The following is a 22,679-nucleotide window of genomic DNA, read 5'->3' as shown; positions in this document are numbered from 1 at the left end:
CACGCGGACGCGGCCGGTTCAGATCGTGGCCCCCCTCTGTCCCGAGACCTGAGAGATTCGGCGTCCCCCTGTGAGGCGGGTCGCCTTACTCCGTCGGTGCCGGTGCCCTCTCAGGCACCGGGCTTTCCAGAGAACCCTTCCCCGCGCGGTCCTTCTGCCTGAGCGTTTCCGGGGGCCGGTTGCGCCTTCGGCGGGGGTGTCGCCACCCCTCTCTCCCGCGCGGAATCAGCGGGTCCCCTCCCTGGTGCCCGAATGCCCTCCCGGGCGCAACCTCTACCGCGCGCCGCGCCGGCGATTGGCGGCCAGCTCCTCGGGCGTCAGCTGGAAGCCCACCAGGACCACCCTTTCCGCCGCCCGGCGCACGTCGCCGGGGATGCGGATCATCATCTGCTCGCCCTGGGCGGCGGTGCGGCGCTCGTTCCCGGCGAAGGTCACGGTTACGGTATCCGTCCCGCGGTTCAGGATGCGGCCCTCGGCCTCGTCGGTCACGGCCACGACATAGGGCAGGTCGGCCGCGCGGATGGCGGCCGGGCCGCGCTCGGCTGTCACCTGCACCACCAGGGTCACGTCCAGCCCGGCCTCCCGCGGGGCGTAGTCGCAGCGGGCCTGCAGCCCCACCATCCGGGCATCCACCTCCACCGTCCCGACATCCGGCACGGCGCCGGCCCGGTAGCGGGTGAGGTCCACCGCATCCGCCAGCAGGGCCACCCGGGGGCAGGGCGCCCGGGGGCGCTGGCTGAGGACGTCACCGCCCCGCCCGCAGGCCGCCAGAAGGGGAAGCAGCGAGAGGGCCAGGAGGGCGGCCGGGCGGAAGCTTCGGGTCACGCGAAAGGCACTCCTTGCGCCATCATCTTCTCGGGGAAGGCCGGCAGGAAACCCTGGGCGGCGGGGCCACAGGCGGCTAGAAAGGCGCGCCCACGGTCCGGCCGGGGGCTGTTCGCGCCGGCTCCGAGGAACCAAGTCGCACGCCATGGACCAGACCGCAAACGTCCCCCTCCCCCTCGCCACCGGGATTGCCAAGCCGACCCTGAAGGTCCTGCTGGCCGGTCCGCGCGGCTTCTGCGCCGGGGTGGACCGGGCCATCAAGATCGTGGAGCTGGCGCTGGAGCGCTTCGGCGCCCCGGTCTATGTCCGCCACGAGATCGTCCACAACCGCTTCGTCGTGGAAACCCTTCAGACAAAGGGCGCCGTCTTCGTCGAGGAGCTGGACGAGATCCCCGACGACGGGCAGCCCGTGATCTTCTCCGCCCATGGCGTGCCGAAATCCGTCCCGGCCGCCGCCGAGGCGCGGCAGATGATGTACCTGGACGCCACCTGCCCCCTGGTGAGCAAGGTCCACCGGGAGGCGGAGCGGCACTTCAAGGACGGCGCCCATATCCTGCTGATCGGCCACGCCGGCCATCCCGAGGTCATCGGCACCATGGGCCAGCTGCCCGCCGGCAGCGTGACCCTGGTGGAGGACGCCGAGCAGGCCGCCGCCGTGCAGCCGCCGCCGGGTCCGCTGGCCTATGCCACCCAGACCACCCTTTCCGTCGATGACACGACCGAGGTGCTGGACGTGCTGCGCGCGCGCTTCCCCGACCTGTCCGCCCCGATCAAGGAGGACATCTGCTACGCCACCACGAACCGCCAGGCGGCCGTGAAGGCGATCGCGGAGCGCTGCGACTTCATGGTGGTGGTGGGCGCGCCCAACTCCTCCAACTCCGTGCGCTTGCGGGAAGTGGCGGAGCGCGCCGGCTGCCCCCGCGCCGTGCTCGTCCAGCGCGGCCGGGATTTCGACCCCTCCCTGGTGGACGGCCTCTCCACCATCGGCATCACCGCCGGCGCCAGCGCGCCGGAGCTGCTGGTGGGCGAGGTCGTGACCCGCTTGCGGGAGCGTTTCACGCTGGAGATCGAGGACGTGACGGTGGCGGAGGAGAAGATCATCTTCAACCTGCCCCGCCCCCTGCGGGACCGCCCCGCCCGGGTGCCCGCACCCGCCGCCGAGTAGCTTGCCGATCCGCCCGGGCTGGGGCATGGACCCCGGCCAGGGGGTTCCATGGCTGTCTATACCGAGGTGTCCGACGAGGCGTTGCGCGCCTTCCTGTCGGGCTATGACCTGGGCGAGCTGATCGCCTTCCGCGGCATCGCGGAGGGGGTGGAGAACAGCAACTACGCCCTGAAGGTCACGGGCGGGGACTTCATCCTCACCCTCTACGAGAAGCGCGTGGACCCGGCGGAGCTGCCCTGGTTCCTCGGCCTGATGCGCCACCTGGCGGCCGGCGGCCTAGCCTGCCCGGAGCCCGTCGCGGGACATGATGGCGAGGCATTGCGGGAGCTGGCCGGGCGGCCCGCCGCGATCTGCACCTTCCTGCCGGGCGTCTGGCCCCGCCGTCCTTCCGTGGCCCATTGCGGCCCGCTCGGCGGCGCCCTGGCCGCCCTGCACGCCGCCGGGCAGGGCTTCACGGCCGAGCGGCCGAACTCCCTCGGCCCCGAGGGCTGGGAACCGCTGCTGGAGCGCTGCCGCCCGAATGGCGACACGGTGCAGCCCGGCCTCTGCGCCGAGCTGGACGGGCATCTGGCGGGGATCCTGCGGGATTGGCCGGCTGACCTGCCGCGCGGGCAGATCCATGCCGACCTCTTTCCCGACAACGTCTTCTTCCTGGAGGAGACGCGCGGGAAGCCCCGCGTCTCCGGCCTCATCGACTTCTACTTCGCCTGCACGGACATCCTGGCCTACGACATCGCCATCTGCCTCAACGCCTGGTGCTTCGAGCCGGACCTCGCCTTCAACGTGACGAAGGCGCGCGCCCTGCTGGCCGGCTACAACGCCGCCCGGCCTCTCTCCCAGGCGGAGTTGGATGCGCTGCCCGTTCTGTGCCGCGGCGCCGCGCTGCGCTTCCTGCTCACCCGCCTCTACGACTGGACCAACACGCCGCCGGGCGCGCTGGTGACGCGCAAGGACCCGCTGGAGTACCTGCGCCGCCTGCGCTTCCACGCTCAGGCCACCGGAGTTTCCGCCTATGGCGTCTGATGGAGTGGCCGCCCCCGCCGAGGCGGTGGTGGAGATCTGGACGGATGGCGGCTGCAAGCCCAATCCCGGCCCGGGCGGCTGGGGTGCCATCCTGCGCTTCGGCGCGCATGAGAAGGAGATGACGGGCGCGGAGCCCGCCACCACCAACAACCGCATGGAGCTGACCGCCGCCGCCGCCGCGCTGGAAGCCCTGAACAAGCCCTGCCGCGTGGTGATCCACACGGACAGCGAGTACGTGCGCAACGGCGTGACGCGCTGGGTGCACGGCTGGGTGCGCAACAACTGGCGCAACGCCGCGAAGGAGCCGGTGGCGAATTACGAGCTGTGGCAACGCCTGCTGGCCGCCGCCAAGCCGCATCAGATCGAGTGGAAATGGGTGCGCGGCCATGCCGGGAACACGATGAACGAACGGGCTGACAAGCTGGCCACCGCCGCTCGGATGGGCCTCGGGCGCTAGCCGCTGTGGGGAACGGCAGTCCAGGGTCCCGGTCCAGCGCCGACACACAGGGGTAAGCCGTCGTGGAAAAGTCTACACGGCCCTTGCTTCGGAAGATCGAATACCCTGTCGGAGAGGTTGGATGCCAGCGCCACGTCATGCGTGACGAGGAGCACCCCGATACCGCGTTCGGGCGACAATTCGCGCAGGAGCAGTGACAAGCCCCCACGAGGTGCTCCGCGCAGGATGTTGATGGCGCATCGGCAGGACCTGGACTGAGCCGGAGGAGTTTTGGCCGGTTGGCGGCGGCAGGCAGTACGTGAGGAAGGTCTCCGGCGCAGGCGGGCGGTGGTTGAGCGAGGAGTGTGGACGAACGGTGTTGTAGTGGCGGCGCCATTCCTCAATGAGGACCTCTGCCGCAGCGAGCGTGTTGAACACCTCCATATTGAGCAGCTCGTCGCGCAGCTTGCCGTTGAAGCTCTCGCCATAGCCGTTCTCCCAGGGACTGCCGGGCTCGATAAATGCGGTCTTCGCGTTTACGCCGCTGATCCAGCCCTTCACGGTCTTGGCTGTGAACCCGGGTCCGTTGTCCGAACGAACATGGCCAGGCACTCGCGAGTGAACTCATCCACGTCCGGCGAACCTCTTGGCTTCCGAAGCCGCACGTTCTCCCGCTCAAGCTCCTTCAGCCGCTTCACCTGATCCAGCTTCAGGCCACCAAACTCGGCGCGCCAGCGGTACTAGGTCTGGTCTGTGACCCCGGTCGTCCGTACCGCCTCCGACACCGTCTCACCCTGAGTTGTCAGCACCTCGACCTGCCGCAGCTTGGCCACCGTCTCCTCGGGCGTGTGCGTCCTTTTCCGGCCCATCCTCAGCCTCCCTAAAACAGCCGCCAGGTCACATTACCGGCGGACCGCTTCTACAGGGGCAGGTCACCAGGCGATCACTGCCGCGAGGGCAACGACGAGGAGACCTACGCGGCACATGGACCGGCCCTCAAGCAGAATTCGTGCCCTCAGGCGAAGGGCAAAGTCGCGCGATATTATAACACTCAATCGATCATGAACGACCGGGTCCCGGTGCGCCCGCTCCTCGGGACGGCTGCGCTGGTCAGGGCGTGAATCACGGAAGCGGATCCCGGGTGACCGGAAGATGCTCTGCGTAGGAAATTGAGTGCACTCCGCCTCGGGAGCGCTTAGGCCTTCCGCACACCCCAGGGCACAGGTGTCGGCGACGGCCTGATGCCGGTCAGGCTGCGTCGATAGGCGGTCTGGATATAGAACTGCCCGATCGGGATCGTGGGCGCATCCTCGAAGGCGAGCGCCTGGACCTCGGCCGCCAGGCGGGTGCGCTCGGCAAGGTCACCGGCGTCCAGCCAGGACTGCACCAGGGCCTCCATGCGCGGGCTGGAGTACCAGCCCGCCATCCCGCGCTCTCCCTGGCCACGGAGCGTGTTGTTGCGCACCGGATCTACCACGCTGCCGCCGCTGTTCCAGGTGTGGTAGATGCTCCAGCCGCCCTGCTCGACCGGGCCGCGGTTGTTGCGCCGCTGCAGGACGCTGCCCCAGTCGGTCTCCACCAGCTCCACATTCAGGCCGAGGCGTTGCAGCAGGTCGTAGGTCACCTGCCCCATGGGGGCGATGCTCGGGAAATCCGTGGGGTTGATGATGACGACCCTCTCGCCCGCATAACCTGCCTGGCGGATGAGGGCCTTGGCCAGGTCCAGGTTCCCGTCCTCGCGCATCGGGTCCGCCGATGGGGAGGTGCCGTAGGGCGTCCCGCAGGGGAAGAGGGAGTGGCAGACCTGGTAGGCGTTGCTGTCTCCTCCGGTCACCAGACCCATGTAGTCGTTCTGGTTCACCGCCATCATCACGGCACGACGCATCATTGGCTTGTCGAAGGGCGGGTGCAGGCTGTTGAAGCGAAGGATGGCCACGTAGCCGGTCGGGTCGGCCCGATCGATGACAATGTCCCGGTTGCGTCGAAGCTGCGGCAGCAGGTCGGCCATGGCCTGCTCCCACCAGTCCACTTCACCGGCCCGAAGCGCACCCGCGGCCGTCCCGGCGTCCGAGATGCCCAGCCACTCCAGGCGATCGAAGTGGACCTGCTTGCCGCCGCTGTTCCAGTCCGGCGCTTCCTGGCGCGGGACGTAGCCATCGAACCGCTGGTAGACGGCGCGGCTGCCCGAGTTGAACTCGTCGGCGGCGAAGCGGAAAGGGCCGGAGCCGACGAGTTCGGCCGTCTGGCGCCCCGGGGCGATGGCCGCCAGGCGCGTGGGCATGATCACCGGCAGCATGCCCGTGGGGGACGCCATCGCCTCGAGCAGGAACGGGAACGGTCGCTTGAGCCGGACCAGGAGGGTCCGGTCGTCGGCCGGCTCCCAAGCCTCGATAGCGGTCGCCGCGACCTGTCCCAGCGTATCGACGGACGCCCAACGCCGCATGCTCGCCGCGCAGTCGCTCGCCCGCACGGGCGAGCCGTCGTGGAAGCGCAGGCCCTCCCGGAGGCGGATGGTCCAGAGGCGGCTGTCCTCCGAGACGGTGTGTCCCTCCGCCATCTGCGGACAGGGCCGGAAGGTGCTGTCGACGGCGAAGAGCGTGTCGTAGACCAGCACGGCATGGGCGCGCGTGACGTTGGCCGTGGTGTAGCCCGGGTCCAGCACCGTCAGCGGTGCCTGCGGGACGAACCGAAGAACGCGGGCCGCAGCGGGCTGGGCGAGTGCGGCGCGCGCCAGTGTGATGGCCGCGGCGGATCCCAGAAGCGTGCGGCGGCCGATCATGCGGGCGACTCCCGTTCGATGTCCGAACATGGGACGGGCGGCCGGGGCAGTGTCAAAGGCTATCGCCGGCCTGCCGGACCGCAGAGGCGTGGGCAAAAAGGGTAGAAACGCCCCTACTTTCATGAACTTGTCCGGATGGGGGTTATCCCGCCTCATAACCCTTGCGCATGGAGTTCAACGGGCTGGTTAATGTCCTCCCTGCACTTGCGGACTGTATCGTCCCTTGGTCGGGTCCATGAAACGGAGGAGGACAGGGCTTTGCATCATCGCCAGCTCGAGGTCTTCAACGCGGTCATGGTCAGCGGCTCCGCCTCCCGGGCCGCAGAGCTCCTGCAAGTCACCCAGCCTGCCGTGAGCCGTGCGATCGCCGACCTCGAGGAGGCCCTGAGCTTCCCGCTGTTCAACCGGATCCGTGGGCGCCTCGTGCCGACACCCGAGGGCCAGCTCTTCTACGCGGACGTCCGCACGAGCTTCGTTGGTCTCGACCGCCTCAGGATGTCTGCCGCGCGGATCCGGGACTTCGGTGCCGGGAGCATCCGCATCGCGAGCCTCGCCGCCTACGGCAACACGCTCGTCCCCAGGGCGATCAGGACCTTCCGCGACAAGCACCCGGAGATCGCCATCACCTTTCAGATCGCCTCCTCGGCGCAGGTCCGCGAACTCGTCGTGAACGGGAACTTCAGCCTCGGCCTGGCAGCTGACGAAGTGGATCTGTCCGGGGTCGAGCACAGGGTCTTCTCCACCGGTCGCGCCAGCTGCGTCATGCCCCCTGGTCATCCGCTGGCCACGAAGGCGGTGATCCGCCCGGCCGATCTGGACGGAGTGCCCTTCGTCGCACTGGCCCCCGAGGACCGGGCCAGGGCGCGCATGAACGCGGTGCTCGACGCCGCCGGTGCCCGGCCGAACGTGGTCGTGGAGACACCTTTCGCGGCCACCGTCTGCGCCCTGGCGCTGGCGGGTGTGGGCGTCGGCCTCACCCAGGCGGTCACCGCCGAGGGCTTCCTTGAGCGCGGCCTGGAAATCCGGCCCTTCGAACCGGAGGTCTACTTCAAGACCTACCTGCTATTCCCCCCGGACACCCAGCGATCGATCCTGGTCAAGGACCTCGTGGCCGCCCTGCTGGCCGCGCGTGACCGGGGCACCGCCGACAACCCGGCACGGCACCGCAGCCGCGCCGCTTCGGGGGACAAGGGAGGCAGTCAGCGCCCGGCAACCTCCACGAGGACGCGGTAGACCCATTCGGTTCCCTGATCGAGGGAGTCGATCCCGATGCGCTCGTCGTTGCCGTGCATTCGGACCATGGTCTCGTTGTCCACGGGATACGGGTAGATGCCGTAGACCGGGACGCCCCGCATCCGCCAGGCCAGGGCATCGGTCCCTGCCTCGAACAGCGCGGGCGTCACCTCTGCCTGAGGCCAGATCCGTTCCGCATGGGACTTCAGCGCCCGGTAGAGATCGGTATCGGTGGACGAGGCGGGCCGGTTCGTGCGCGCATGGACGTTCTCCCGGGCCTCATCCAGCGACGAGAACGCGGGCGCGTCGATCTCGATTGTGTCGTCCTGGATCACTGCGCGCACATAGGCCGTGGCATCGTCCAATCCCTGCCCGGGAAGCAGCCGGATGTTCAGCTTTGCTTCGGCGCTGCCGGGAATGACATTCTCCTTGATCCCGCCCTGCAGCATCGTGATGGAGCACGTGTTCCGCATGAGCGCGTGCCACAGGTTGGGATAGGCCCCCATCTCGAAAATCCGCTGCCCGGCCGCACCGCCGGCCTCCTCGTCCTCGCTCGTCGCCAGTGTGTGGAAGTCCTCCGCGATCGGCCCCTCGGTGGTGCGGGACAAGGCCGCGAAGTACCCGCGTGTGAGGTCCGTCATCATCGGTGCCGGTTCGGTCGCGACCAGCTTCGCCAGGGCCGTGACCAGTCGGCCGATGGCTGTCCGGGAGGCGACGCCCGGCCAGGCGGAATGGGTCGGCGCCCCGCGCGCCCGCAGCCGCAGGACGATGGTGTTCTTGTCCCGCGTGGTGATGTTCACCTGCCGCGGCGTCCCGGCCCCGTCCACGAAGATCCAGCCCCCCTCGTTCAGGGCGAACTCGCAGTCGATCCTGTCCCAGGCCTGCTCGGCCAGCCATCGCGTGTTGTGCGGCCCGCTCTCCTCGTCTCCCTCGGAGAGGAAGATCACGTCCCGGGCCAGCGGCACGCGGTTCTCGGCCAGCATCATCACGGCACGGGCGAAGACGGCCAGGCCGCCCTTGTAGTCCATCGCCCCACGCCCGAGCACATAGCCGTCCCGGATCACGCCGCCGAAGGGATCCACGCTCCAGCGGTCCCGCTCCACCGGCACGACGTCGGAGTGGGCGGCCAGGAGGACGGGGCGCTTGCTTCCGTCCCCTCGAAGGCGCGCGATGAAGTGGGTCGGCCCATTCTCCCTCGGGGCCTTGATGAGGTCGATCTCGGCTCCGAGGGGAGCGAACTGCCCCCTCAGGAACTCCGCCAGCGCCGCCGTCTCGCCCGGCGGGTTGACCGTCGGGAAGCGCAGGAGCTCCTGTAGCAGGCGCGCGGTGGCGCTGGCGGTCTTGCTCATGCCGCGGCCTGGATCGTACCCGCGCCGAGGGCGACGAGAAGGTTCTCCAGATCACCCCAGAGGTCGCCCTCCTGCTCCAGCCCGATGCTGATGCGCAGGATCGCGCCCTCATTCGTCCAGGGATTCACCGCACGGTCGCCCTTTACGGCCATGGGCGCGATCAGGCTGCGCGTACCGCCCCAGGAGGCCCCGATCGCAAAGACCTTCATCGCCGTCAGGGCCGGGTTGAGCGCCGCCTCTGCCCCGGGCTTGAGGACGATGCTGAACACGCCGCCCGAGCCCTTGATGTCCCGTGCCCAGAACTCATGGCCCGGGCAGGAGGGCAGGCAGGGGTGCAGCACCCGCTCCACAAGCGGATGGTCCCGGAGGCGCCGGGCGAAGGTCTCGGAGACGCGGCCGACATGGGCGAGGCGGACGCCCATGGTCTCGATGCCGCGGAGCGCGAGCGAGACCTCGTCCGGGGACACACCCACGCCGAAGGCCCGCAGCACCACCTTCATGCGCTGGCGCAACTCGATGTCCTTCACGGTGATGGAGCCGAGCAGTAGGTCGGAATGCCCGCCCACGTATTTGGTCAGCGCCTCCGACGCGAAATCGCAGCCATGCTCCAGCGGCTTGAACAGCAGCGGTGTGCACCAGGTGTTGTCGCACCCGACCAGGACACCGCGGGCCTTGGCCGCGTGCGCGATGGCCGGGATATCCTGCACCTCCATCGTCCCGGAACCCGGCGATTCCACCCAGACGAGCTTCGTGCGATCGTCGATCAGATCGGCAATCCCGGCGCCGATTAGCGGGTCGTAGAACGTGCACTCGATCCCGCGCGAGGCGAGGTAGTCGCGGCAGGCGCCGCGGACGCCGCTGTAGACATTGTCCGGCACCAGCACCCTGTCCCCCGGCGCCAGAAAGGTCAGGAAGACCAGCATGACGGCCATCTGGCCGGAGGGGACGAGCACGGTTCGGACGCCGCCGTGAAGTGCGGTCATCTGCGCCTCCAGCACCCGCATCGTCGGCGTGCCGTGCAGCCCGTAGGTGTAGCCGTCGAAGCCGCGCGTACCACGGGCGGCGAAGCTCTCCGCATCCGGGTAGGTGATGGTGGAGGCGCGGTAGGTCGGGACGGTGAGGCTGCGGAAGCCCTCGTGCGAGACCTCGGGGTGCTGAACGCAGCGGGTCAGGTCGTGCATGGATGCCTCGATGCGGGACTGGATGGCAGGTTAGGCGGGGCGCGGCAGGGTATCAGCGGATCGGCGGCGCGTATTGCAGGCCGCCCTGGGTCCAGAGCCGGTTCTGCCCGCGCGGGATGCCGAGCGGCGCGATGGTGCGGTCCCAGACCTCGGCGAAGTTGCCGACCTGCCGGATGACGTTGAAAGCCCAGCGGTTGTCCAGGCCCATGGAGCGACCGAGGTCGCCGTCCACCCCCAGCAGGCGGCGGATGTCCGGGTTTGCGCTGGCGAGTCCCTCCTGGACGTTGCTGCTGGTCACCTCGAGTTCTTCGGCGGCCAGCATGGCATGGTGGGTCCAGCGGACCACGTCGAACCACTTGTCGTCGCCTTTGCGGACGAAGGGGCCGAGCGGCTCCTTGCTGATGACCTCGGGCAGAAGGACATAGTCGCCGGCGCGCGGTCCCTCTCCGAACCGGAAGCTGGCCAGAGCGGAGGCATCGGTCGAGTAGCTGTCGCATCGTCCGGCGCGGAACGCGGCGCGGAGTTCCGAGACGTTGTCGATGAGCACGGGGGTGAAGCGCATGCTGGTGCGCCGGAAGTAGTCGGCCACTGCGAGCTCGGTCGTGGTCCCCGGCAGGATGCAGATGGTGGCCCCGTCCAGTTCCCGCGCCGATTTCACCCCTGCTGATGAGTGCACCATGAAGGCCGTGCCGTCGTAGAAGGTGGTCCCGGCGAAGAGCAGACCGAGGCTCGTCTCCCGCGCCAACGACCAGGTGGCCGTCCGGACGAGCAGGTCCACCTCGCCCGACTGCAGGGCGGTAAAGCGGTTCGTGGAGGTCAGCACCACGAACCGCACCTTGCCCGCGTCGCCGAGGGCGGCGGCGGCGACGGCGCGGCAGAATTCGGCCTCGCTGCCCCTCATCTCGCTCCTGTTGTCCGGGAAGGCGAAGCCTGGGTTCGTGCCGGAGACGCCGCAGGTGACGAAGCCCCGGGCGCGCACGGCATCCAGGGTCGGGGAGCCGGAGGCCTGGGCCATGGCAGCCGAGGTCAGCAACGTGGCCGCCAGACAGAAGAGGATGGACCGGAGCATGGGGATGTCCTGCGGCGGTTGCGACCTGCCGAAGGTGACGCGGAAGACCCGTGCCCGGGAACTGACCAGGCGAACTGAGTCCATGCCCGGATGTTATAGGCGCAGTTCTCCAGCTTGATCGCCGGCACCCGGTCTGGACGTCACGCGCTCACGTCGGACCGGGCCAAGGCCATCATGTCCGGGGCGTCCGGGGTGGAGAGCCCTCCACGACATCAGGAGCGGAATGGCCGCTTTCGGTAGATCCTAGTGGAAGAGCTGACACTCGGGCACCTCCGGCACCCTATCGTTGCTGATCCGATCAAGCCTGCTGCGCTCTGGGCGTCCGTGAAGCCTGCCTGCCGGAGGAGCCCTGCCGGGGGCGAGGCTGGCGGCCCAGGTTCCGGAACGCTCAGCGGCCCGGATCGATCCCCCCTCGACCAACCGGGTTGAATTGCGTGACGATGACGCGCCGCGCTGATCGCCTTCTGAAGCGCCGGTAGCAGGCCAAATCTGGCCGCTCAGCACAGTCTAGTCTTCCAGACAGCGTCTACTTACGGAAGGCTGATCGCCGTCCAGCAAGGACTGGAATGGGCGCTGGCATATCAGGAAGGACGGGCGGCGCAGGTTCAGCCGGCGAGGCCGAGCGGTTCACCTCCCTGCAGCGACGTCGAATTCCAGGAAGGCCGAGATCTGCTCGAAGTCACTCACCAGCAGTTCCACTCTCGCCTTCCACGGTCCCGGGATGGCCAGTTCCGGCCCTTCGTGGACGAAGGTGCCGGGCTGTGTCGGCGACATCCTGCGGCGGAGCCCGACAACTCCCGCTCCTTCTTGGGAGAGTTCGAGCCAGACTTCTGCCGGGCCCTCAGGGTGACCATCCCGCTCGAGACGTAGGGTTATCCGGTTCGAGCCAGTGAGACCGGGGCTCACCAGGAGATGGACGGTCCACCCGCTCACACGGGCGGTAGCATTCCGCTCGGTGCCCTCCTTGTGACGGTGCACGGCATGCACGTGACCGGCATCACCCGTTTGGGCGGCGTGGGGCGATGTCGCGCTCAGCACGGCGGTGATGCCGAGGACGGCAAGGCCGATCAGTCCCTCGGCCTTAATGCTGCGTGACAGGGCGGCAGGTCCCTGCGTCGGCAAGGCAGGGGTCAGCCGGAGATGGTTCACGGCGGCCAGGATCAGGAGCAGCGACGCCCCGAGGATCTTGGCGAGGACCAGTTGGCCATAGGTGGTGGTCACCAGGGCGTCCCAGGCCGGCATGTGGCGGAGCGCCTGGATCGCGCCGCTGACGAGGAGGACGGCGACGGCCGGGATGGCCAGGGCGGCGAAGCGCCGCACCGCGGGTGACGCTCTGCTGCCTTCCCGGGCCAGCAGCACGAGGAGAGGCCAGAATGCGCCGAGCCAGTAGGCCGCGACGAGCGCGTGCGCCGCCAGAAGCGCCTGCATTGCCGCTCCCCCGGCCGCTGCATGACCTGAGAGGCTCAGGCCGACAGCGGCGATGACCGTGCCGAGGACGCCTGCCGCCCTGGCGACCTTCCCGGCGACGATCAGGGAAGTCGCCACGAGCGCCATCCCTGCGGCGGCGACCAGGCAACGGAGGAACACCGTCGACGTCGAGGCCGCCACGATCATGCCAGGGTCGGACAGGCCTGATGGGAACGGGGCGGCCAGCATCGCCCCACCCTGGACCGGAAGGGTCAGCAGGGCGAGAACGACCCCCCCCAGCGCCGCCGCCGCCATCCCGCGCCGCTCGCCTCTGCCGACCTCCTGCACCAGCGCCCGGAACAGGGCACCGCCTGCGCCAAGCGCGAAAGCGACGTAGAACAGGAACCGCAGCACCTCGCCCGCGGTGCTCCAGGCGGTTCCGGCGTCGTCGGACGGTGCCGAGCGTGTCACCGGAGCCGCGCGCACTCCGAAGGCCAGACTTCCGCCGACAGGGTGCCCGTCGGCTGAGACGATCCGCCAGCTGGCGAGATAGGTGCCGTTCGGCAGGTCGGGTGGCAGCCGTGCCGAGAGCAGGTCACCCACGCCGTGCGCCACCCCGGCCAGGGTGACCGGGCCGTTCGGCCCCACGAGATGGAGGTCCAGGAGCCTGACCTCCTCGTCGAAGCGGAGAGCAAGGCTTGGGGGACTCCCCTGCAGGGTGGCGCCGTCAGGCGGGTTCGCTTCCACGAGCGAAGCGTGGGCCCAGGCGCCCGTGACGGTCGCGAAGCACAGCAGCAGCGCCACCCCTGCGGCGCGTAGGCAGCCTGGCAGGCTCATCGGTCCCCTTCTCCGTCCGGCCGCCCGCGTCACCGCATCAGCCCTTGGGCGTGATGCGGACGCTGTAGGCCGGGTAGCGCAGGCGCTCCCCGGGGGCCGACGGGCGCTCGATCCAGCGCGACACCTTCCCGCCCTCGCAGTCCTGGACGACAGGGAAGTAGAGGGTCGCGCCCGGCTCGGCCGGGGTGCGGACGAGGAGCACGAACTCCTGGTACTGGTCATCCGGCAGATTGCCGCCCTGCCAGGACACCTCGCGCGGGACATGCGCCGTGCCGTGCTCTCCCTGGACAGTTACGCCGCCCTCCATGCGCGTGGTCAGCGCCCAGCCCGCGACGGGCATGGCTTTCGCGCCGCGCAGTTCCGGCGGCACCTGGAGGCGGATGCCCGTGGTAGCCGCACCCTCGCAGCCGTGCGGGACACGGATGGCAATGCGGACGTAGCTGTCTGCCGGAAGGGTCGGCTGGTCCACTGTCACATGCGCCAGGGCAGCGCCAGAGATCAGCGCGCCAAGGACGCTGAGGCCGATGAGAAGGCGGGTCATAGGGTTTTCTCCTGAACGAGGTGTGTCGCGAAATCCTGGAGCAGCACGGGAGTGCGGGCACCGGAGGTCCGACCCCTTAGGATCCGTCCGGCCGTCCCGAGGTCGTTCCATTCAGAGGCCGAGACGCTGAGCCGCGGCGAGTGCCGCTTCCCGGGCCTGGCCGTCCATCCAAACGCGGCCAGCACGCACCTGCACCATGCGCTCCGGGCCGATCAGGTCCGGGGTGCCCTTGTGGAACGGCGGCACCGGCTCGTACTCGAGGAGGAGCTGAACCCGCTCGGCCGCCTCCTGGCCTCGCAGCAGGACGGCGAGGGTCAGGCCGAAATCGAGGCCTGCCGTTGCACCGGCGCCGGTCAGCCGATTCCGGTCCTGCACCACGCGGGCGTTAACCTTCGTCGCGCCCAGGAGCGGCAGGAGGTCGGCCACACCCCAATGGGCTGTCGCCTGGTATCCGCGCAGGAGACCAGCGGCGCCGAGCACGAGGCCACCCGTGCAGACGCTCGTGACGTAGCGCGCACTGCTCCCCCGGTCGACGAGGAAGTCCAGCACCGCCCCGCTCTTCATGCAGGCGACAGACCCCATAAGCCCGCCCGGCACAAACAACACGTCGAGGTCGCGGGGGCACTCGGCCAGGGTGCAGGTCGGCGCGACGGGAAGGCTGATATCCGTCAGGACCGGATCCCTGGTCTCCCCGACGAGGTGAATGTCGGACCCGAGCATGTTCAGGATCGTCTGCGGACCGACCAGGTCGAGCATGATCATCCCCGGGTAAACAAGCATCGCGACCTTGAGCGGCGCTGGCGCTCCCGGCCGCTGCAGCATGCGGGGCCTGGGAAGCGGCTGGGGCGCTGACTGCGCCATGGCAACAGGGGCGCCCAGCCCCACGAGGCCACCGGCGAGCGTGGAGGTGGCAAGACGGCGCCGGGAGAGGCCGGTCTCCGCCGGAGGGTGATCGTTCTCTGACAAGGCGTCCTCCTCAGAACTGGGCGGTCAGCGACGCGAGCACGGTGAAGGGCACGTTCACCCGGAGGGTGTTCGCGCCGTCCGTGTCGTAGATGCGCTGGTGGTTGATGTTCTGGACGTTGACCTGGGCGCGCAGGGGCGTGCGCGAGACCTCGAAGCGGTACCAGGCGGCCGCATCGAGCCTGGCATAGGCCGGAAGCGAGAAGGTATTGGGCAGGGTCGCCTCGCGACGGCTCTCGGCCCGCACGCCACCGCCGATGCCGACGCCCCGAAGGGGCGATCCGCCACCGAACTCGTAGGTGGTCCAGACCTGGCCCGCGTGCCGGGCCACCCCCGCGAGGTTGTTGCCGATGGGCAGGCGGTTGTCGCGGGTCACCTCGGCCTCGGTGAAGGCGTAGCTCGCCACCGCGTTCCACCCCGGCAGGATCTCGCCGGCCAGATCGACCTCCACGCCCCGGCTGCGCTGCTCGCCAGAGGCAATCGAGAAGACGGGGTTGGCCGGGTCCGTGGTCGGGACATTCGTGCGGGTGATGTGGAAGAGCGCGACCGTCGCCTGGGCCCGGCCACTGAGGAAAACCTGCTTGACCCCGACCTCGAACTGCTCGGATGTGCTCGGCGAAAGGGCGGCACCACTCGCCGTCGTTGCCGTCGTCGGCACGAAGCTGTTGGCCCAGTTCGCGAACAGGGTCGTGTCCGATATCGGCTCGTAGGCGATGCCGATGCGCGGCGAGAAGCGGCCTGCCGAGTTCTCGCCTTCCACGCCGGTGATCCGGTTCCGGCTCGACGTCTCGGTCGAATCGTAGCGGCCGCCGAGCAGGACGCGCAGCTCGGGGGTGAGCGTCACGAAGTCCTGCACGTAGCCCGCGTGATTGGCGAAGCTGCTGCGGGTATTGGAGGCAAGGCGCGCGGCACCTGGCACGACGCCGTACACGGGGTTGAGGAGGTCCAGGTTGGGCAGGGTGGTCTGGAAGCCGACGGAGGTGTTCGCGCTCCAGTAGGATTCGGCGCCGACGAGCCAGTCGTGCCGGACAGGCCCGGTCATGAAGGTGCCGGAAAGCTCGTTCTGGAGGTCGTAGTCCCGGATGTGCTGCGGCCCGAAGATCGTGGTGCGCTGGACTGTCCGGTTGTCGGCCAGGATTCGGAGTGTCGAGAAGCGGTCGGTGCCAAGATCGTAGTCCACTCCGGAGGCGTTGAGGCCGGACCGGAATCGCAGGCCCTCGCCAAAGGAGTGGACCCAGTTGTAGCTGACCCGCCCGGCATCACGGCGCGACGCCCCCTGGTTCGGGTCGTCGAAGTTGCGGGAAAGCGGCAGCGACAGGGTCTGCCTTGAGAGAGGCGACTGGTAGAGGCCGTAGCTGAAGTCGCTCCGGAGGTACTGCGCCCGGATGACCACCTCGTCCTGGGCCGTTGGGCGCCAGCGGAGCGAGGGATTGATGAACTGGCTGCTGGACCCGCCGAAGTCCCGGTACGAGTTGCTGCGGTCCAGTGCGGCGTCGAGCCGGAAACCGAGGGTTCCGTCCCCGGTCACGTCGCCCTCGTTGATGTCGAAGGTTGAGCGGAAGAGGCCGTAGTTGCCGACCGTGCCGCTCACCGTCCCGAAGCGGCCGTCCACCGGAGCGCGGGTGACGATATTGGCGACACCGCCCGAGGAGAGGTTGCCGCCGTAGAGGACGGAGGCGGGCCCCTTGAGGATGTCGATCCGCTCGATGCCCTGGACGTCCTGCTGGTTGCTGGTCTCGCGGAAGCCGTCGCGGAGGTTGGCAGACCCGTCGTTGAACCCGCGGATCCGCAAGGCGACCGAGCCGGGGATGGCGTTGCTGCTCGTCACCCCGCTGACAGTCTCGACGGCCTGACGCACGGTCAGGGCCGCCCGGTCCTGGATCAGGGTGTCCGGTACCACCTGGACAGCCACAGGCACGTCCTGGATCGGTGCCGGAAGGCGGAGGGCCGTCGAGGACTCCGGGGCGAGATAGCCGCGGAGGCCGGGGGCCGCCCCGGTCACCGAGACCTCCGGCACCCGGACCGGATCGCCGATGAACGGGTCTGGCGCTGGTGCCTGCTGGGCCAGGGCCGGGCCGGTCAGGCCCGTCGAGGCGAGAAGGGCGAAGCTCAGGCCGATGGCTGGAGCGGCACGGGATGGGGCGCAGGTCGGGCGCGAGGGAAGACTCGTCGGGCGCATGCTGCGCTTTCCTGGATAACGGTGAGGCACGCGAGCGGAGCACGCGCGACAAGGCCGGGCGCGACACAAGAGGTCGCACCCGGCTACGGACCGGTATCAGGAAAGGGGCGGTGCTCTGGGCTGTTGTGGCGGAGCGCGCGGCGGGGTGGTCGGAAGTCCTTCCGCGCCGAAAAGGCCAATGACCAGCACGTAGCCGACGGGCTGAGCCAGCCTGGGCGGCTCCGACGGCGTGGTTGCCATCGGCCCCTGGCAGAGGGTGCAGCAGTCGTCCGCCTGCACCGGCTTTACGGGCTTGCCGTCCTCGTCGAGGAGGATCTGGCGCTTGCCCTCGTGGGTGCAGAGCTCGATGGCCTGTGCAGAAGCAAGCTGCGCCATGGCCCTGGCATGCGGCAGCACGGCCCCCGCCCACTGCAGAAGCAGCAGGATAGCGAGAAAACGAGCAAGGCCTGTCCGCGGGCGGCGCATAAGGAATGACTTACCCGACCGTTAGCCCGTTCGTCACGCCCTCCCTTCGGATCCGGCATGGGACAGATTGTCCCGGTCATCCGAGATGGCCAGGGGCCTGGATCGAGCCGGGGAAGTCTGGCGCTCGGATGATCCTGTCCGGGAGGCGTGACACGAGAGTCTACCGGTCCCTGACAACGCAAGCCATGCGTCGCCACCCGAGAGGCCTTGTTCGCCTTCTCGCCTGACTGCTGCTCCTGCAGTGGGAGCTTCCTCTTCGACGGGGATGCTCGCGACGGGAACAACCAACTCCCCGGCGTGCCGCGACACGACCGGCGAGCGGAGCTGCTCTACTCGCACCCGAGCGGCATTCAGCCCGGTCCGAACGTCGGGTGGGCGCCCGGGTCCTACTACGCCGACAACGCCAACCAGCTCAGGGTCGATCCCTATGCGTTGCTGAACCTCAGGGTCAGCTTCGATCGCGGAACGAGGCTGTCCGGGTGTCTCGAGGCCTGGAACCTCACAGACGAGCGCTCCATCGCCAATGTCGCGATAGCTGGTTCCAGCCAATGGTGCGTCGGAGACCTTCAACCCAGGGACAGGGCGCCGTCTACCGTGGGCTGAGTTACCGCTGGTAAGACTGGAGCCAGAAAGCGGGCCCGCGTATCTCCTGCCGTCCGTGCCACCCGCCGGAGGACAGTAATCACGATAGTCGGGAAGCTGGCCGGTCAACTTCGCCTTTCCAATGCTCCGCTGCATACGCCCGAGATCTACGTCATCAGCCCCACGCAGGGATGACGGGCGGCGTTCCAGGTACTGGAAGCCTCCTGGAGGTGCCGCAAAGGGCCATCAGAGCAATCTCTGCAACTCGCAGAAGAAAAGAGGTCAGGCCTAGTCGGGGCCTCGCTCCAGGGTCCCCAACTTCGGGTTTCATGGGTCCAAGGCGCGGTCTTGGCAGGTGCATGACAACCAGCCCCCGTACCGGATTATCAGCAACATCAACGATCCGGTTGACCGCCTGGGACACTGCCATGCCGTTGCCCATGGCCACCGAAGGGCCATCCCGGCGCGGCGCGAAGCGTACCCAGCACCCGCGCCATGTTCTTGCCCACGCGCCCCAGCGCCTCGTCCCAGGGCAGGACTGCGAAACGGTCGAATTCCAGAACCCACCCTCCGCCGGAGACGGGGATGCGGGAGGTGCAGCGCAGGGATTCCACGGCCGGCATCGCCTCGACCCGCCAGGCGAAGACGGCCAGGTCCTTGCCGGGCAGGTAGCCGTGCACGCCGAGATCGGTCAGGTCCTCGGCCGAAACCTGCAAGCCTGTCTCCTCCCGCAGCTCGCGCACCGCCGCCTCGGCAAAACCCTCCCCCGCCTCCGCCACGCCCTTCGGAATATCCCAGAGCACGGAGCGCGCGGCGTGGCCGAGCAGGAGACGCGCCCCGTCGCTGACGAGGACGCCGCAGCTGGTCCGGCGCGGCTTGGCGGGACGGCGGGGCATGCCGGCGCCCTCAGCCGAACCGGCCGTGCCAGATCTCCGCCGCCCGCGCATCGGCCGCCCCGGGCGTCGCCGCACGCCCCATGGCCAGAAGGCCGAGCGAGATGGTTCCGATCACCGTGCCCTCCGCATGCGCGTCCCGGACGCGGCCCTGCCACACCCCCAGGAAATCGCTGGCGGCGGCGCGGGTTTCGCGCAGCGCCGGCAGGCTGAGCACCTCTACCTCCGGCCCGGCCATCAGGTGCGCGGCCACGGGCTTCGCAGGCCCCCGCTCCGCCTCCCCTCCCCCGCCCTTGACGACGAGCAGGCGCGGCCGGGCCATGCGCTGCGCCACGGCGAGATGCGCGGCGATGTAGGGCGGGTGGAACACGCCATCCACGCCGGCCGGCGCGTTCGCCGGATTGATCAGCCGGGCCACGGTGTTGATAGGGGAGCGCAGGCCGAGAAAGGAGCGCAGATGCAGCAGCTCATCCAGCCGCGGGCTCATCGCGCGCAGCGGCAGGTAGGCGAAGTTCGAGACCCCGACTGCCTCCAGCGCCTCCGCCCGGCAGCGGACGGCGCGCAGGCCGAGCAGCGGCAGGGCCTCCAGCACGGGCATCCCGGAGGTGAAGGCGTTGGAGCCGTGCATCAGCACGCGGTGCCCGGCGCGCGCCAGCGCCAGTGCGGCCAGCAGAAACCAGGGCGCCCCCCGCGTGCGGCCGGAGCCGTAGGAGGGCCAGTCCAGTTCCACTCCGCCGCCATCCATCGCCGGGCCGGCTCCCACGGCCTCCCGCGCGGCCTCGACAAGGCCTGTGAGTTCCTCCGGGTCCTCGCCGCGGTAGCGCAGCAGCATGAGGAAGGCGCCAACCTGGATCGGCTCCGCCGCGCCGGCCAGCACCATGCGAAGCGCCTCCCGCGCCTCCTCCCGCGTCAGCGCGCGGGAGCGGCCGGGGCCGCGGCCGAGGGTGCGGATGAAGGGCGCGAAGGGGTGCTCCGGCTCCGCCTCGTCCGAAGCGGGACCGGCACCGTCAGGCTGCATCCAGCACCCTCTCCGCCACGGTCCCGCCCTGGGCCAGGGTCACGGCCTCCCCGATCAGCAGGAGAGTCGGCCCTTCCGGCGCTGCTTCCGCCACCCGTGCCGCGATTGTGCCGAGCGTGCCCCGGATTGCCCGCTGGCCCGGCAGCGTCGCGTTCTCCACCGCCACGACGGGGGTCGAGGCGGGCAGGCCCGCCCCCATCAGGCGCTCCACCAGCCCTTGCAAGGTCCGCATTCCCATATAGGCCGCCAGCGTGCCTCCGAGTGCCGCCAGGGCCTTCCAGTCGTGCTCCGGCAGGGCGCCGTCGACCCCGTGCGCGGTGATGAGGTGCAGGCCGCGAGAGACGCCGCGATGCGTCACGGGAATGCCCAGCGCCGCGGCGGCCGCGACGGCCGCGGTGACGCCGGGCACCACGCCCACGCTCAGCCCCGCCTCGCGCATTGCCTCCATCTCCTCGCCGCCGCGCCCGAAGACAAAGGGGTCGCCGCCCTTCAGCCGCACGACGCGAAGCCCTTCGCGGGCATAACGGACGAGAAGCGCGTTGATCGCCGCCTGGTTCATCGAGTGCCGCCCGCAGCGCTTGCCCACGTCGATCCGCCGCGCGTCCCGGCGCGCCAGGGCGAGCACCTCCGGGCTGACAAGCCGGTCGTAGAGCACGACATCGGCCCGTTGCAGGGCGCGCAGCCCCGTGAGGGTGAGAAGCCCGGGATCACCCGGCCCCGCCCCGACGAGCAGCGCCTGCCCGGGCGGCCGGGGCAGCCCGGTGCGGGCGGCGTTCTCCAGCAGCGCCTCCATGCTCCGGTCCGCCTCTGCCTCGTTCCCGGCGAGCACGGCCTCGGCGACGGGTCCGTCCAGCACGGCGTCCCAGAAGCGCCGGCGCAGGTCGCGCCCGGCCAGCCGGGCCGTGGCCGCCGGGCGCCAGGCCCGGCAGAAGCCGGCCAGCCGGCCATAGGCCGGCGGCACCGCGGTCTCCACCCGCCCGCGCAGGTCGCGCGCCAGGGCCGGGGCAGCGCCCGCCGTGCCGATCGCGATCGTCATCTCGCCGCGCTGGACAATGGCGGGGGTGGTGAAGTCGCAGAGCGGGCGGCGGTCCACGGCGTTGACGAGCACGCCGCGGGCCCGGGCCTGCGCCACCACGGCCGCCGCGGCATCCCCATCCTCCAGCGCGACGTAGCAGAGGCGGACGCCGTCGAGGTCCCCTGCCTCGAAGCCGCGGCATTCCAGGCGAAGGCCTCCCTCCTCCGCCATGGCCAGGATTTCGTCCTCCGGCGCCGGGTCCACCGCCCGGATCTCCGCCCCGGTGCCAGCGAGGAGGCGGGCCTTCGCGGCCGCCATTTCCCCGCCGCCGACGATGAGCACGTGCTGGCCGCCGAGGTCGAAGAAAACGGGAAAGAGGCTGTGTCCACCCGGCGCGTCACCGGCCCGTCCAGCGGGGGGAAGGAGATCCGTCATGCGCGCTCCGGGGTTCCCAGGGGGAACCGGGAGGCGGGCCGCCTTTGGACCGCCGGATGGTTTCGGGGAGATCGCCCTGGCCTGCACCGTTGCAGGCCACTCCCTCAGGTCGGATAGATCACGGCGCGGCTCGGGAAGGCAAGCCGGATATGCCGCCCAACTGTGCAGATCTGAGCACATCTGGTCGGGGCCGGGTCTCTGATGACGATCTTGGGTGCAATCGTCTATATAGCAGGCAAATCTTTGAACCCAGGGTCCATGATGTCTGGCGAGCGCTGGTCCCAGGGCCGGCGGCATTCACGGTAGCGCAGCAAGGAGGTCAGTGTCGGACAGCCGGGCTGCTGACCCTGGTCAGAGAGGGGGGGGGTACTACCAGGGCTTTCCACTGCGGCAGGTCCTGCGGGCGAGGACCCCCGGCAAGGACCCCGGGCGATGCCGCCCCAGAGGCATCGGCGACCGGCAGCCCCGTGCCACCCGGCGGCACGCTGCCTCCTTTCCGCCGTATTGCTTTTTGAAGGGCCCCGCTTAAAACGCCCATACGTACGTATTTCTTCGTTCCGATCGGGGAGGGACGCATGGGACGTCGCCCCACGATCGACCGCGACAAGGTTCTGGACCTGGCCGAGGGCATCCTGTTCGCCGAGGGAACAAGGGGCCTGACGATCGACGCCGTCGCCAAGGCGGCGGGGTGCTCCAAGGGCGGGTTGCAGTCCAGCTTCGGGACCAAGAACGACCTGATCGCCGCCCTGATGGAGCGCTGGGAGCGGGAGCACGACACCCGGCTGGCGGCCTGCATCGGCGCCTCCTCCTGCCCGGTCGATGCCCTGCGCGGGCACATCGAGATCAGCCTGGCGATGACCGAGGCAAGCAAGGCGCGCGCGGCCGGGCTGATGGCCGCCCTCATCGAGGCGCGCGACCACGTCGCCAAGACCAAGACCTGGTACAGCGAGCGCTTCAGCGTCCTCGGCCTCAGGACGGAAGAAGGCCGGCGCGCGCGCGTCGCCCTCTTCGCCGCCGAGGGCGCCTACATGCTGCGCGCCTTCGGCCTCGTCCAACTCGGCGAGGAGGAGTGGCGAATCCTCCGCCAGGACATCCTCGCCCTGCTCGACGGCACGCCCTCGGGCGAGGCCCAAGATGCGGATGCCCGCGGCTGGTGCCCGCAGGCCCCGCCCGTCGGGGCGCCGGCCCGTGCCAGCAGCGAACACCGTGTCAGTCCCGAACACCGGGCCAACACCGAACACCGTGCCAGCACCGGGCACGAGGAAAAATCCCTTGTCTGAACCT

Annotated in this window: 18 protein-coding genes, 1 pseudogene and 2 riboswitches; of the genes and pseudogenes, 5 read left to right on the top strand and 14 right to left on the bottom strand. The window is 69.7% G+C overall.

Translation table 11 applies throughout. The features are described from left to right. Window positions 1–34: 34 nt before the first annotated feature. Window positions 35–132: riboswitch (glycine riboswitch) on the bottom strand. A 4-nt stretch (window positions 133–136) separates the two neighbouring features. Beyond that, window positions 137–228: riboswitch (glycine riboswitch) on the bottom strand. Between the two features lie 45 nt (window positions 229–273). Next, window positions 274–825, bottom strand: a complete 552-nt coding sequence (locus J5Y10_RS00540) for a hypothetical protein (RefSeq protein ID WP_209369736.1) — start codon at window positions 823–825, stop codon at window positions 274–276. 145 nt (window positions 826–970) lie between these two features. Between J5Y10_RS00540 and ispH the strand changes: the two genes are divergently transcribed. Genes ispH through rnhA form a run of 3 tightly spaced genes read left to right on the top strand, consistent with a single transcriptional unit; the run spans window position 971 to window position 3,470 of the window. Beyond that, a complete protein-coding gene (ispH, locus tag J5Y10_RS00535) occupies window positions 971–1,990 on the top strand; it encodes a 4-hydroxy-3-methylbut-2-enyl diphosphate reductase (protein WP_209369735.1) in 1,020 nt (339 codons plus the stop codon). Window positions 1,991–2,038: 48 nt separating this feature from the next. Then, a complete protein-coding gene (locus J5Y10_RS00530; RefSeq protein ID WP_209369734.1) occupies window positions 2,039–3,013 on the top strand; it encodes a homoserine kinase in 975 nt (324 codons plus the stop codon). Continuing rightward, complete coding sequence (rnhA, locus tag J5Y10_RS00525) at window positions 3,003–3,470, top strand: ribonuclease HI (protein WP_209369733.1); 468 nt, start codon at window positions 3,003–3,005, stop codon at window positions 3,468–3,470. The genes J5Y10_RS00530 and rnhA overlap by 11 nt, the downstream gene beginning before the upstream one ends. A 297-nt stretch (window positions 3,471–3,767) precedes the next feature. On the opposite strand, the pseudogene J5Y10_RS28855 reads toward rnhA, so the two are convergent. Together J5Y10_RS28855 and J5Y10_RS00515 are read right to left on the bottom strand one after the other, a co-directional pair. After that, a pseudogene (locus tag J5Y10_RS28855) lies at window positions 3,768–4,061 on the bottom strand (integrase core domain-containing protein); the annotation flags it as partial. A gap of 583 nt (window positions 4,062–4,644) precedes the next feature. Next, window positions 4,645–6,228 carry an ABC transporter substrate-binding protein gene (locus J5Y10_RS00515; protein WP_209369732.1) on the bottom strand — a complete coding sequence of 528 codons (1,584 nt, stop codon included), beginning with the start codon at window positions 6,226–6,228 and terminating at the stop codon, window positions 4,645–4,647. 189 nt (window positions 6,229–6,417) lie between these two features. Between J5Y10_RS00515 and J5Y10_RS00510 the strand changes: the two genes are divergently transcribed. Next, complete coding sequence (locus J5Y10_RS00510; RefSeq protein WP_209369731.1) at window positions 6,418–7,461, top strand: LysR substrate-binding domain-containing protein; 1,044 nt, start codon at window positions 6,418–6,420, stop codon at window positions 7,459–7,461. On the opposite strand, the gene J5Y10_RS00505 is transcribed toward J5Y10_RS00510, so the two are convergent. The 11 genes from J5Y10_RS00505 to cysG form a co-directional block, all read right to left on the bottom strand. Continuing rightward, window positions 7,428–8,810: a M20/M25/M40 family metallo-hydrolase gene (locus tag J5Y10_RS00505; protein ID WP_209369730.1), complete on the bottom strand. Its 1,383-nt coding sequence runs from the start codon at window positions 8,808–8,810 to the stop codon at window positions 7,428–7,430. The genes J5Y10_RS00510 and J5Y10_RS00505 overlap by 34 nt on opposite strands. Continuing rightward, on the bottom strand, window positions 8,807–9,991 hold the full coding sequence (locus tag J5Y10_RS00500) for a trans-sulfuration enzyme family protein (protein WP_209369729.1): 1,185 nt from the start codon (window positions 9,989–9,991) through the stop codon (window positions 8,807–8,809). The genes J5Y10_RS00505 and J5Y10_RS00500 overlap by 4 nt, the downstream gene beginning before the upstream one ends. A 52-nt stretch (window positions 9,992–10,043) precedes the next feature. Next, window positions 10,044–11,060 (bottom strand): amino acid ABC transporter substrate-binding protein, encoded by a 1,017-nt coding sequence (locus J5Y10_RS00495; protein ID WP_209369728.1) that lies wholly within the window; start codon window positions 11,058–11,060, stop codon window positions 10,044–10,046. Between the two features lie 627 nt (window positions 11,061–11,687). Continuing rightward, window positions 11,688–13,271: a copper resistance CopC/CopD family protein gene (locus J5Y10_RS00490; RefSeq protein ID WP_209369727.1), complete on the bottom strand. Its 1,584-nt coding sequence runs from the start codon at window positions 13,269–13,271 to the stop codon at window positions 11,688–11,690. 70 nt (window positions 13,272–13,341) lie between these two features. Continuing rightward, window positions 13,342–13,845 (bottom strand): YcnI family copper-binding membrane protein, encoded by a 504-nt coding sequence (locus J5Y10_RS00485; protein WP_209369726.1) that lies wholly within the window; start codon window positions 13,843–13,845, stop codon window positions 13,342–13,344. Between the two features lie 111 nt (window positions 13,846–13,956). After that, window positions 13,957–14,811, bottom strand: a complete 855-nt coding sequence (locus J5Y10_RS00480; protein WP_209369725.1) for a DJ-1/PfpI family protein — start codon at window positions 14,809–14,811, stop codon at window positions 13,957–13,959. Window positions 14,812–14,821: 10 nt separating this feature from the next. Further along, entirely contained in the window at window positions 14,822–16,987 is a 2,166-nt protein-coding gene (locus J5Y10_RS00475) for a TonB-dependent siderophore receptor (protein WP_209369724.1), read from the bottom strand. Window positions 16,988–17,083: 96 nt separating this feature from the next. Beyond that, window positions 17,084–17,452: a DUF2946 family protein gene (locus J5Y10_RS00470; RefSeq protein ID WP_342452791.1), complete on the bottom strand. Its 369-nt coding sequence runs from the start codon at window positions 17,450–17,452 to the stop codon at window positions 17,084–17,086. Between the two features lie 977 nt (window positions 17,453–18,429). Next, window positions 18,430–18,930 carry an NUDIX hydrolase gene (locus J5Y10_RS00460; RefSeq protein WP_209369721.1) on the bottom strand — a complete coding sequence of 167 codons (501 nt, stop codon included), beginning with the start codon at window positions 18,928–18,930 and terminating at the stop codon, window positions 18,430–18,432. Window positions 18,931–18,940: 10 nt separating this feature from the next. Then, window positions 18,941–19,945: a glycosyl transferase family protein gene (locus tag J5Y10_RS00455; protein ID WP_209369720.1), complete on the bottom strand. Its 1,005-nt coding sequence runs from the start codon at window positions 19,943–19,945 to the stop codon at window positions 18,941–18,943. Further along, entirely contained in the window at window positions 19,935–21,395 is a 1,461-nt protein-coding gene (gene cysG / locus J5Y10_RS00450; protein ID WP_209369719.1) for a siroheme synthase CysG, read from the bottom strand. The genes J5Y10_RS00455 and cysG overlap by 11 nt, the downstream gene beginning before the upstream one ends. Before the next feature lie 575 nt (window positions 21,396–21,970). On the opposite strand from cysG, the gene J5Y10_RS00445 reads away from it, so the two are divergent. Further along, window positions 21,971–22,675 (top strand): TetR/AcrR family transcriptional regulator, encoded by a 705-nt coding sequence (locus tag J5Y10_RS00445; RefSeq protein ID WP_209369718.1) that lies wholly within the window; start codon window positions 21,971–21,973, stop codon window positions 22,673–22,675. The last annotated feature ends 4 nt before the right edge of the window (window positions 22,676–22,679 follow it).

This window comes from Roseomonas indoligenes, assembly GCF_017813365.1.
GTDB classification, from domain to species: domain Bacteria; phylum Pseudomonadota; class Alphaproteobacteria; order Acetobacterales; family Acetobacteraceae; genus Roseomonas; species Roseomonas indoligenes.
This window is presented reverse-complemented; position numbering and strand designations above follow the sequence as displayed.

Bases quoted from the DNA above. Each gene is read 5' to 3' on its own strand.
- ispH (WP_209369735.1), top strand. From the start codon at position 971: ATGGACCAGACCGCAAACGTCCCCCTCCCCCTCGCCACCGGGATTGCC.
- J5Y10_RS00530 (WP_209369734.1), top strand. From the start codon at position 2,039: ATGGCTGTCTATACCGAGGTGTCCGACGAGGCGTTGCGCGCCTTCCTG.
- rnhA (WP_209369733.1), top strand. From the start codon at position 3,003: ATGGCGTCTGATGGAGTGGCCGCCCCCGCCGAGGCGGTGGTGGAGATC.
- J5Y10_RS00515 (WP_209369732.1), bottom strand. From the start codon at position 6,228: ATGATCGGCCGCCGCACGCTTCTGGGATCCGCCGCGGCCATCACACTG.
- J5Y10_RS00510 (WP_209369731.1), top strand. From the start codon at position 6,418: ATGTCCTCCCTGCACTTGCGGACTGTATCGTCCCTTGGTCGGGTCCAT.
- J5Y10_RS00505 (WP_209369730.1), bottom strand. From the start codon at position 8,810: ATGAGCAAGACCGCCAGCGCCACCGCGCGCCTGCTACAGGAGCTCCTG.
- J5Y10_RS00500 (WP_209369729.1), bottom strand. From the start codon at position 9,991: ATGCACGACCTGACCCGCTGCGTTCAGCACCCCGAGGTCTCGCACGAG.
- J5Y10_RS00495 (WP_209369728.1), bottom strand. From the start codon at position 11,060: ATGCTCCGGTCCATCCTCTTCTGTCTGGCGGCCACGTTGCTGACCTCG.
- J5Y10_RS00485 (WP_209369726.1), bottom strand. From the start codon at position 13,845: ATGACCCGCCTTCTCATCGGCCTCAGCGTCCTTGGCGCGCTGATCTCT.
- J5Y10_RS00475 (WP_209369724.1), bottom strand. From the start codon at position 16,987: ATGCGCCCGACGAGTCTTCCCTCGCGCCCGACCTGCGCCCCATCCCGT.
- J5Y10_RS00470 (WP_342452791.1), bottom strand. From the start codon at position 17,452: ATGCGCCGCCCGCGGACAGGCCTTGCTCGTTTTCTCGCTATCCTGCTG.
- J5Y10_RS00460 (WP_209369721.1), bottom strand. From the start codon at position 18,930: ATGCCCCGCCGTCCCGCCAAGCCGCGCCGGACCAGCTGCGGCGTCCTC.
- J5Y10_RS00455 (WP_209369720.1), bottom strand. From the start codon at position 19,945: ATGCAGCCTGACGGTGCCGGTCCCGCTTCGGACGAGGCGGAGCCGGAG.
- cysG (WP_209369719.1), bottom strand. From the start codon at position 21,395: ATGACGGATCTCCTTCCCCCCGCTGGACGGGCCGGTGACGCGCCGGGT.
- J5Y10_RS00445 (WP_209369718.1), top strand. From the start codon at position 21,971: ATGGGACGTCGCCCCACGATCGACCGCGACAAGGTTCTGGACCTGGCC.